This is a genomic window from Enterococcus italicus DSM 15952 (assembly GCF_000185365.1).
GTDB lineage: Bacteria > Bacillota > Bacilli > Lactobacillales > Enterococcaceae > Enterococcus_G > Enterococcus_G italicus.
Genome location: NZ_GL622243.1, coordinates 34,949 through 44,979 on the forward strand (window position 1 = coordinate 34,949; position 10,031 = coordinate 44,979).

Annotated in this window: 10 protein-coding genes; all 10 read right to left on the reverse strand. The window is 36.4% G+C overall.

What is annotated here, in order from left to right; all coding sequences use genetic code 11:
* Positions 1-15 precede the first annotated feature (15 nt).
* Positions 16-1,659, reverse strand: coding sequence for a VirD4-like conjugal transfer protein, CD1115 family (locus HMPREF9088_RS10800; RefSeq protein WP_007209291.1), 1,644 nt, complete (start codon positions 1,657-1,659; stop codon positions 16-18).
* Positions 1,652-2,083: a hypothetical protein gene (locus HMPREF9088_RS10805; protein ID WP_007209292.1), complete on the reverse strand. Its 432-nt coding sequence runs from the start codon at positions 2,081-2,083 to the stop codon at positions 1,652-1,654. The genes HMPREF9088_RS10800 and HMPREF9088_RS10805 overlap by 8 nt, the downstream gene beginning before the upstream one ends.
* 1 nt (position 2,084) lies before the next feature.
* The gene (locus HMPREF9088_RS10810; protein ID WP_007209293.1) at positions 2,085-2,636 is read right to left on the reverse strand and encodes a hypothetical protein; all 552 of its coding nucleotides are present in this window, start codon (positions 2,634-2,636) and stop codon (positions 2,085-2,087) included.
* Between the two features lie 16 nt (positions 2,637-2,652).
* On the reverse strand, positions 2,653-3,693 hold the full coding sequence (locus HMPREF9088_RS10815; RefSeq protein ID WP_245785535.1) for a lysozyme family protein: 1,041 nt from the start codon (positions 3,691-3,693) through the stop codon (positions 2,653-2,655).
* Between the two features lie 74 nt (positions 3,694-3,767).
* Positions 3,768-5,120 (reverse strand): hypothetical protein, encoded by a 1,353-nt coding sequence (locus HMPREF9088_RS10820; protein ID WP_040367671.1) that lies wholly within the window; start codon positions 5,118-5,120, stop codon positions 3,768-3,770.
* A gap of 13 nt (positions 5,121-5,133) precedes the next feature.
* Positions 5,134-7,095 carry a VirB4 family type IV secretion system protein gene (locus HMPREF9088_RS10825; protein WP_007209296.1) on the reverse strand — a complete coding sequence of 654 codons (1,962 nt, stop codon included), beginning with the start codon at positions 7,093-7,095 and terminating at the stop codon, positions 5,134-5,136.
* A 10-nt stretch (positions 7,096-7,105) separates the two neighbouring features.
* On the reverse strand, positions 7,106-7,735 hold the full coding sequence (locus HMPREF9088_RS10830; RefSeq protein WP_007209297.1) for a hypothetical protein: 630 nt from the start codon (positions 7,733-7,735) through the stop codon (positions 7,106-7,108).
* A 15-nt stretch (positions 7,736-7,750) separates the two neighbouring features.
* Positions 7,751-8,134: a hypothetical protein gene (locus HMPREF9088_RS10835; protein ID WP_007209298.1), complete on the reverse strand. Its 384-nt coding sequence runs from the start codon at positions 8,132-8,134 to the stop codon at positions 7,751-7,753.
* A gap of 270 nt (positions 8,135-8,404) precedes the next feature.
* Complete coding sequence (locus HMPREF9088_RS10840) at positions 8,405-8,737, reverse strand: CagC family type IV secretion system protein (RefSeq protein ID WP_007209300.1); 333 nt, start codon at positions 8,735-8,737, stop codon at positions 8,405-8,407.
* A 24-nt stretch (positions 8,738-8,761) separates the two neighbouring features.
* Positions 8,762-9,961 (reverse strand): hypothetical protein, encoded by a 1,200-nt coding sequence (locus HMPREF9088_RS12000; protein WP_007209301.1) that lies wholly within the window; start codon positions 9,959-9,961, stop codon positions 8,762-8,764.
* Positions 9,962-10,031 lie beyond the last annotated feature (70 nt).

A 10,031-nucleotide genomic window follows, 5' to 3' on the forward strand; every position in this document is an offset into this window, starting at 1 on the left:
CTTTCCCCCCAATCTTTAAAATGGTAAATCATTGTTATCCGTGTTGGTTGTTTCTTCCGCATCATCATCAAAACTACTTAGAATATCATTTATTAATAGTTCTTTTTCGTCCGTTTCTTCTGATTCAGTTTGGTGCTCAGGTAACTGTCTTTCTTTTTTGTTTAGGTCAGTTTCTTGTTTTTTCTCATGAGCAATAGGGGCGCTTGCCAATTGTACTTTTCGTTGCTTGTGCTGCCTTTCTAATTCTTCAATGTATGCTCTAGCAAATGCAGTTTGGTTGCCTCTATACTCTTGTTGGGAACATTCATTTTTCTTAAGAAGGTTCCCAAACAACTCAAATTGAGGCGTTTTTCTTAGTAAGTACGGTTTCCCGTCAATGAGCACGATACTTTTTCTACCATTTTCTTCTTGTTGTAAATTGAGTACTTCCCCTTCTGTAATCAAGCGTCGTTTTTGATACGAATAGTTTTCTGATTTGCTACCGCTTCGATTCGTTGTTTTTGCGGACGCTTTACTCTCACTCGTTCCGCCTGTATACACTTTGATTGTTGTATCGTTGACTTGTCTTGAAAAGTATTCAGCGGTCGTTTCCTCTACACCACCCAAGCAAATTTTAATGGCATGATTCCCTATTATTGCTTTAAATTTCTTATCGCCGTAGCGTTCAAAGCCCTGTGGCAATGACTGCAAAATGGTACTGACTGAAATCCGATACCCTCGACACGTCGCAAGAAAGTTCTCGTAGGTTGGAAAATAGCCCAAATTGACAAATTCATCAAGCAACATAACTAAGGGTACGGGCAATTTTGCGTTGTGTTTGTCCCCTAAGAAATACAGCTCTGTAAACATTTGTTGAAAGAAAAGATTGACTAGACCGTCCCATGTTCGATCTAGTGGAGAAATGAGAACGTATAAACAAATTTTTGATGTTCCCAGTTCCTCAAAGAAAAAATCATTGGTACTAGTAAATTCAGATACTTCCTTATCAACAAAATCTTGTAACGTTGTCAGCAAACTAATCACAATATTCGGTCGGGCTTCACTTTGTGCTTGTCGAAAACCTAAATAATAACTTCGTTTGGCTTCGTGTCCATCTGGCAATCGTTCAAATTGTTCATCAAGTTCTGATACGCCTTCTTCGTTGTACCGCGGATCAAACTCTTCTAAAAAATCCAAAATTCCCTCAATCGTTCGTGCACTTGGTTCATATTCAAAATACACGTATTTAATTAGCGTGTTTAACAAGTTTAATTGGGCATTGAACCAAAAATCTTTCCGTTTTGGATCATTCTTTGCAGATACGATTACATTAGCAATCTTATTCGTATCATTTGATTTTCGTATATAAAGCAATGGATTGTACCGAGAGCTTCGTACAAAATCTTTAAAATTTATAACAATGGTGTTGAATCCCTGGGCTTTTTTGATTTCGTTGGTTAACTCATAAATTTCGCCTTTTGGATCAGTCACCACAATGGACGTATGGCAATTATTTACAACGTTAGGCAATACATAGCTTTGGGTTTTAAACGATCCTGGTCCACCTACTAGAAACACATTTCGATTGCTGATTTTGCTCTCTTCAGGCTGAACAACAACTGTGCCATTTTTAAATTTCCCTAAGATTAGGCCTTCTGACTTTTCTAATAAGCTACTCATTTCTTGCCCTCCTCATTGATTTTTTTAACCGTTGTTTCATTGCACTTTCAGGAATTAACTGTACTTTAGTAGAAGTATCTAGTTCCTCTTGTTCTCCCCAATAAGCCGATCCATGGACGGGATTTGTTTTTCCAACAACCTCAAATGGTTGGCGTTTGGTTGGGTGTAAAAATACAAACAAACTGATAAAGACAAGCATTTGTACAATGAAGAAAGGAAGTCTATATGTAGAATGAACAATCTCTAAAAGAGAGGGTATGGGATTTTTCAAAATACCTGTAACAAAAGCGCCCAACTCAATGGTTGTATCATTGGCAATAATGTACGGGAGCAATTTAAATGCGATTAATGTTACTGGTAACAATAGTAGATAGAGTACAACCAGGATAACTACTTTCACGAACTCTTGTTTTCTCTTGGCCATGCTACTCCTCCTCCCCTAATTGAATGGTCGTTTTTTGGGTAATCTGGTGGTTCTTTATTTGAATGAGTTGGTTCAGTTCAAAATCATTTTTGATGCCGTTAAAAACTTGGTAAATCGGTACGGTTACTAAATATTGTTGTGTTCCACTATTGCTATCATAAGCTAGAATTTTCATGTCACTTTCGTTTACTGACGATTTTTGAATCGTAGTTTGCTGTGAACGATACGCCTGATTCACATTGATTTCATTTTGTAGTTCTTGATAGATTGCGTCGGTCGCTAATTCTTTAACGGTTGTCATAGAAATTTCTTGTTGGCTTTTTTCATAGGTGTACACCGTCTTGTAAAAAGCTTTGATTATCTTTTCTGATTCGCTTTGATTGGTGCTTTGATTCGCTTGTGTGTCGGCTAGTTCCGTCTGTACGGCTTTTACCTCATTCTTTAACTGGCGGATCTGCTCGTCTTTTTTGATTCCAAAAACAATCATGCTTATCGTAACCACAAGTAAAACAACTGTTGAAACAAACAAACTTACTTTTATTTTGTCAAACATCTACAGTCCCCCTTTATTACCCAACATACAAAAGAGCTTTTGCGATTGAAGAAGGTACGACTCGGTAACTAACTGTTCCGCTGCCAGGATCAACCACATTGCATTCAGAAATAAGTAGCGACCCGTCGACGTTGACAACTTCGACAAAGGCAACATGTCCGTAAACTGGATCAGCATCAAACACACCCGGGGCAAAAGAAACGGCTGTACCAACTTTTGGTGTGTTCATTACCGAATAGCCGAGTATTTTCCCTTTTATTCCCCATTCACTACCGTTTCCCATAAACTCATCGACTGGTTTGCCAAGTTGAGCCATACGATTGTAGACATACCATGTACATTGACCAAAAGGATAACTGCCACTGGTATTATAGTCACGCCCATCATACACTGGATAACGTAGTTGCTTTTTGAATTCGCTAGGAACAGATTGTAATGAAATTGCTGCGTTGGTACTTTGAACACTGGACGTACTTTCATTCACATATTCCATCAGTTTCGCAACATAAAACATGTTCCCGTAATTATAGCGGTAGGTATAGCCCATTGCAGTAGATAGGGCATTGATATAGGATACTTTTTTCCCACCTGATTTCGTACTAGAAAATTGTTTTGCTAAGTCAAACGAATAGGTACCACCATTTTGTGCAACAAACGCAACGAACCCACTGCCATAGTTATAAGATTGCAACGCGGTTTTTAAATCGGCACCTTTGCTATTAGCGCTTTTTACATTGGCTACAAAATACTTAATGCCTTGCTGAATACTTTTTTCAGGATTTTGGATAGTATTTGGTGCCAGACCTAAACTTTCACTCGCTTGCATGGGATCGCCACCTTCCCCGCCTGATTCAACTTGCATCAGGGCTAAAATATATGGCACATATTCCGTACCACCGTATTGTTTAGCATACTTTTCTATCGTGCTTTTATACCTCAAAACAGCGTCACTCAGATGGTGGTTTCCTGTTGCTAGTTCGCCACTGGGGGCGGTCTGATTGTTAGTAAAAATCAAAAGGAAGGTGACAACGATAAAAATGAAAAAGCCCAAAATCACTCTCGTTATCGGTTTTCGATAACGTAGAAGGAATTGAGTGAGTGCTACTTCCATACTTTCAATCACCGACCTTTCTAGTCTTTTTCTGCGTTTGTTAATTCAATCTTTTCACTAAGCAATGCGTTATTTTCTTCTAACAGGTCATTTGTTTGTTTCTTCTTCAACTCATTATTTATCGCATTGTCCTTATAGATACTTTCTAATTCTTCATTATTGTTTTCAATCAATAAATCAATCATATTGATCTGTCGTTTTGAATCGATTGCTAGTTTCTTTTGTGTCAATGAGACTTGGCGAATGGTTTTCACTGTTGGCAAATCGTTTTTCTTTACTGCTTGATCGATTATCGCTTCAATAACGGTTGGGTCAGTACTCGTCTGAACCAAGTATTCGATGTCAGTTGCATCATCATATGTCAAAATTTTCTTGAAGTCTGCCAAATAGTCGCTTCCTAGTAAGTCTAACTGTTCTATTTTTTCGGTTTCCCCTTGTTTATACAAGCTTTGAACAATTTTTTGATCAGCTGTTTTGTCTAGTTCATACGCTTTTTTGTAGTCACCTAGCTTAATATAAATGTCTACTTGCTTTTTCTTAGGATAGTTGAGTTTTTGCATATCTTTTTCGATGCTTGCACTATCATTATCAATAATCTTATTCAATATGGTGATTTCTGTTTCTGCGCTTTGTTGCACAGCATCAATTTGTTGACGCTCATTTGCTTTCATGGCAAAAATCGTACCTATGTACAACACAATCGCCCCGACAACTAAAGCAAGTCGTATCGTCTTTTTCCTACGATTCTGACGGACGCTTATTCTTTCTTCTTGTACTTCAGTGGAAAAGAAATTCTTCTGCTCTTCTGTCAGGCGTTTTTTTACTAGCTCTGTTAATGCGTCCAAGCTATCTGTTCCTTCTACCTCATTCAAAAAAGAATTTTTTTCCTTTGTTAAGACCTCCACACGGTTTTTCTCATATTTTTCAAGCGTAAACTTCCCAAAAAAACTACAAATAAAATTTTTCCATTGTTCCAATTCTTCTTTGTTTGCATAGGGTAGGCTACCAAATTGATCTGCTTTGTATATGAATAACAAATCGCGTGTATCTTTCAGTAAGATATTTTGCATAGCTAGATACGTATGTTGATTTTCTAGTACATTCATTTCTAGTAATCGATTCACTATATCTAATTTGTAGAAATCAGCATATTCTTTCAAATCAAGTAAGGGTGTGTAACCCGTGGGTCGATGATACACAATTTCTAGCTTCCCATCTTTGGTTAAAATTTCCTCGACATCAACAAAGTAATGGGCACTTTCTTCTACATCAAAAATATGGTTTCGATTCGTCAAATATTTTTCGTTTATTTGAACGACAATCACATTCTCTTGATAGTAAAATTGCAAATGATGCAAGATTTTGTATTTCATTCGCTTCTCCCTTCTACTGAATTTTCGATCGTACCAGCCAATTGATTTCTTTTTTCGGACTAACGCCGTAAATATCTTCATATCCATCTGGATTAAGCAACCGCATTTCTTCTTGTGTTAAATCGACCCTTATTTTTGCGCGCTTTGTGCCATGAAAAAGCAACGCTTCCCCTTGTCGCTTTGAAGTGATAAAAGACAATTCTTTTTTTGTTAATTTCAGCTTCAGTTCATTTGAAATGCCTTGTGCGTCGGTTTCATCAAGGCCAAAGAAGACTTTGGTAAAACTATTCCCAATAATTGCTTTACCAATGTTGTCGCTTGCTTTTAATACATCATCAATCTGTTGGGTTGATACGGTGCAGTCCGCATTGTATTTTCGAAATCGTTTGTATGCTTGAAAGAAAAAATCTGCACTAATTTTATTTTTCAACAAAAAGTGAAATTCATCTGCATAAACAGACGTAACAATGTGTGGATTGTTGGTAACTTCCTCAAAAAGATAACTAAAGCTGTTAAGGTAAGCCAAATCTCGGATTCCTTCTTCTGTTTGCAAATCTCGCAAAGAAAAGCAAATTAGCGGATTGTTTAGGTCAATGTTTGTATGCCCGTTAAAAATGGTCCGGCTTCCAACTGTAAAATCTTCTAAAGAGTAAATAAAATCTTCGATTCGTTGATAGCGCTTAAAATCAGTCTTTTCCAAGTCTTTCAAACGTTTTTCCAAGTCTGAAAAAGTTGGAAAGTCAGTGTTTTCCATTTTAGCTAAATTTTTCTTTTCGCATAATGTGGTATAACATTTTTTCGCTTCCAGCTTAACAATAGATAATTGGCTATCCGTTATTGAATGATCCACCATTAAAAAATATGGTGTTAAACTATTTAGTCGTTTACTGATTTCTTTGTCAATCTCCCTGTCGGTCATCTGAAAATCTTTGGGCTTTATCTCCAGAGTATCAATGAGTTCATCCTCTTCAAAGTCGGATAGGGATTCTTTAAACGTTCCATCTGGTGTATTTCGCGAATAAATCTGAAATGGATTGATACGGACATCCGACATAGATGAAAGACTGATTACTTCTCCCCCTAGAGAACGAACGCGCTCCGTCTGCTCATCTTCAGGATCAAATAAGACAATCCTGTGCTTTAATTCTGTTGAATTATCAGAAAAAGCATATTTTTTTAAATAATCTGACGTCAGGTACGTAGTTTTCCCTCCCCCTGATAACCCAAAAACAAATTTGTTTCGATTGACGACTAGTTTTCTGTCGGTGTAATCAATACTTACAATATTTTCAGTATCTTTATTGATTCCCTCAATCATCATATGTTTCGTAAATATACTCAACTCATTGTCATCAAATGGAAAAATACTGCTGGCACTAATTGAGTTCGCAATTGTATATGTATATTCAGGTACTTCATTCGATTGCAAAGGTAAGGCACTCCAATACGCTTTATCAATCATCGTATACGGAATCAAGGCTTTTACGCCACTTGCGATACAACGTGTTTCAAAATCCTCACACAATTTTTTTAACTTGGTTTCTGATTTACTTTTAATCAAAACATAGGTATACAAATAAAGGTACGACGTATTTTCGTCCACGGCTTGTTCTAACTGTGTTTGAGCAATTTTCATTTCACGTTCCAATCGAATAATCGTCAGTGGATCATGCGAACGATCGATTTCTGCTTGTTTATTCTTAATCGTTCGATTGTAGTAATCATTCAGTGCGTTCCCATTTGCTTTCGTATAATAATGAGAAATAGTGATATCCCCGCTCATTTTACGTATACGATTAAACCAATTCCCCCTTGGTTTATTGTTGTATTTGGTAATGACATACGGTACTGCGAAAGAATCATCAATAAGTAGTTTGTCACGTTCGATTGTAAAATTAAAGGGTGCCAAATCAGAAACAATCTCTGTATCAACTTCGGGTATGAAAACTATTTTTTCTTTTGGTATCTTTTCCATTTCAACACTCCTAACTTATTAAAACCGTTTTCATTTCGCTGATCGTGCAACTTTCAACCTGGCAATCATACTTACTTAAAAAAGCTAGTAATGCCGTTCTGATTGTTCTTGTTTTGTCGCGTAATACTTGGTAAGACAATTCCAAACTGTCATACGATTCTTTTGTAAGTGGTTCTGAATTGATCACAAAGTGTTGTTTCTTTGAAGTCTCCATGTTACTTGCTAAATTTTTGTAGTGGTAGTAGTAGCTGGCTTTGAGCTGAAGCAATGCTTCATTGTGCCCTGGCATTTTTCGATAATTTTCGACTGATTTACCCCATGCTTCCACAAACTCATCAATTTCTACGGGTACGTTCTTAGATGTAATCTGTGGCTCATATAAAACGTTTTGCGATAGAAAGACACCAAAATCTTCGTTCAACCCTTCTTGCTCTGAAACTGGCAGTGTATCCACATTTAACCCATCAACTTTCAGCATGCTGACCAAACTAAATTGTTTTTTTTCTGGTTGATACACAAGAAAAAAATCTTTAAATACACCTTGAAAACGTGAGGTATCTTCCCAATACAGCATTTCTTTTACTAGATCCTTTTTCTTAGTATCGCTACTTTTTGAACTGGTTTTTAGAAAATCAAACACTGCTATCCCCTCTCTTTACACTCGTTCTTTTGGTTTTTTGTAATAAACTTTTTGTCTTTTGCCAAATTCGTTTCTCTGTTTCATAAAATCAGAAATAGAAATATTGGGCCGATCTGTGATTGGTTTAATCGTATAAAAGGCCCACACACCACCAAAGGACACCAAACCAATGATGACATAAAAAATTAACGGAAACATAGCTGAGCTTCGAAAAAGAAGAATGGCCAAGGCAACACTGACACATGCTGCGCCAATTGCTTGTACAGACTGCTTCAAATCTAGCCCTAAAATCACGGTGTAACGGTCAGATACATTGGAAGGAAAAAACCAAGTCCGTCCTTTTTCGGTATCGGTGTGCAATAGTTCTAACAAGGCTTGCTTTACTTGGTCACTATTCATAGCAACCTCCTTTCACTCCTCTTTTAGAGATATTTCCCTTATAGCCTAATGATGATTTTTTTTGTTCCGTGCTAAGACAGAAAAACCCATACTTAGCCAAGCAAAACATAAAACTAACCAAATTGTACTGTGTCTAACCAAAAATGCGATTAGACTAAGAATAGCTACAATAAAATAACTATAATAAATGTTTTTTCCAAATATTTTATTCATGTTCCTCTGTACCTTCTTTTTAGTTTTTTAAATTATCCGCATTCCATGCCTAGTTTATTATGCAAGTAAGCCATACGCCCAAGGTACTAACCAAACCAACGCCCCACCTAAAGCCGTCACAAGTAATGCTGTCCCTAATGATTTATACATGATATTTTTTTCTTGAGGATCGTCAATAGAGGGCAAATATTTAATCACAATTTTCGCACAAGCAATCCCACCGACTACAACAATTAATGCCGTTAGTACCCCTTTTATGGTATTCGCTGCTTCAACCAATTTTGCTGCTGGATCAGTAGCTGCAACTACTGGATTCGTCATTACTAGCATCCCCAACGCAACAACCGCACTTTCAAGTTTACACTTAGAATCTGCTATCCATTTTTTCATTCTCCACACCTCTTCTTTTTTGATTTATCTAAAAGGAAGATCCTTTTGTAAGGATCGTTTCTTCTCCCCTTTTGTCTGTTTAATCAGTTTCTCCAAATTTCGTTTCTTTTGTGGGTGATTCCCAGTGAGCAATCGATTGATTGTTTTCGCTAATTGGAATATTTTTACGTTGACTTCTTGGCCAGTTGATTCATCTAGGTCTCTCTTTACTACTTCTTTTTCACTGGTATCAATTTGGCTAGTTAATTCTAGTTTATCAGAGTTCGGTAAATAATCATTGCGATTCACAATGTGTTTCAGGTTGTGTTTTGCTAATGGACTTAGTTCGTCCAAGTGTGTCATGGCATCTTGTACGAAAAATACGCCCTGGCAATCATTAGGTATTTTGACCGTTTGAATGTTCATAAGGGAGCCTCTTGACTGCTCCAACAGATTAGTCAGTTCCTCACTCGTAAACCGTGTTACTCCTTCGACTGTAGAAAAGTCGGTCGTTTGATAATAGTCAGCTTTCGCAAGCAAAAGTTCTCCTTCAATTACTGTATCGACTAACACATTTTTATCAAATTTCCGTTCCACTTCTAACTGAACATACTCGATTAATCCCTGTTTTATCCCTGCTAATTTTTCTTTTTTGATTGATAAAATTTCTTTTCTTTCAGGGTTGCTTTCTTTTGCTATGTTCTCTTCCACTTGTTTCATCTTCGAATCAAGGTAACGACTTGTTTGGAATGGTTTTTCTTTAAAAATCTTCTTATTTTCCTCTTGTTCTACGATTCGTTCAGTATAGATAACTTCTGCTAATTGTTCTTTCGTTAGGAGTTGCTTTCTATAAATGGTTTCATTTACCATTGCTCGAACTTCATGAGTTGAAAACTTATCACTATTCAAACTTGGATAAGATTTTTTGAAAAATCTTTCCGATTGTTTATCAAGAATTTCATTTGCCTTTTTTAGCATAGCTCGTTCATTGCTGATTTTACCTAACATCAAACGTTGCTTTTGAATTTCCATTTTATTATTAAAGACAAGTGAATTTTCCCACCTCTTTAATTCACTAATTCTTTTGTCAATATTTTCATCATTGATAAATAGTTTTAATTCTTTAGAAAGGTTCTTCAATTCCTTTTTCTCTAATGGTGAAAAAGTTTTTTCAAATTTTAAAGTAAAATTTTTGTCTTCTTCTAAGACATCCCTTTTTCTTTCTAGATTTTCTAATTCATCCAATGCGTCATTGTAACTTCGTATCTCTAAAATTTTTTTCTTAATTCACTAACGATTCCTTTTTCTTCCAGCT

Coding starts and splice junctions, on each gene's coding strand:
- HMPREF9088_RS10820 (WP_040367671.1), bottom strand. CDS start 5,120: ATGAAATACAAAATCTTGCATCATTTGCAATTTTACTATCAAGAGAAT.
- HMPREF9088_RS10825 (WP_007209296.1), bottom strand. CDS start 7,095: ATGGAAAAGATACCAAAAGAAAAAATAGTTTTCATACCCGAAGTTGAT.
- HMPREF9088_RS10835 (WP_007209298.1), bottom strand. CDS start 8,134: ATGAATAGTGACCAAGTAAAGCAAGCCTTGTTAGAACTATTGCACACC.
- HMPREF9088_RS10805 (WP_007209292.1), bottom strand. CDS start 2,083: ATGGCCAAGAGAAAACAAGAGTTCGTGAAAGTAGTTATCCTGGTTGTA.
- HMPREF9088_RS10840 (WP_007209300.1), bottom strand. CDS start 8,737: ATGAAAAAATGGATAGCAGATTCTAAGTGTAAACTTGAAAGTGCGGTT.
- HMPREF9088_RS10800 (WP_007209291.1), bottom strand. CDS start 1,659: ATGAGTAGCTTATTAGAAAAGTCAGAAGGCCTAATCTTAGGGAAATTT.
- HMPREF9088_RS10810 (WP_007209293.1), bottom strand. CDS start 2,636: ATGTTTGACAAAATAAAAGTAAGTTTGTTTGTTTCAACAGTTGTTTTA.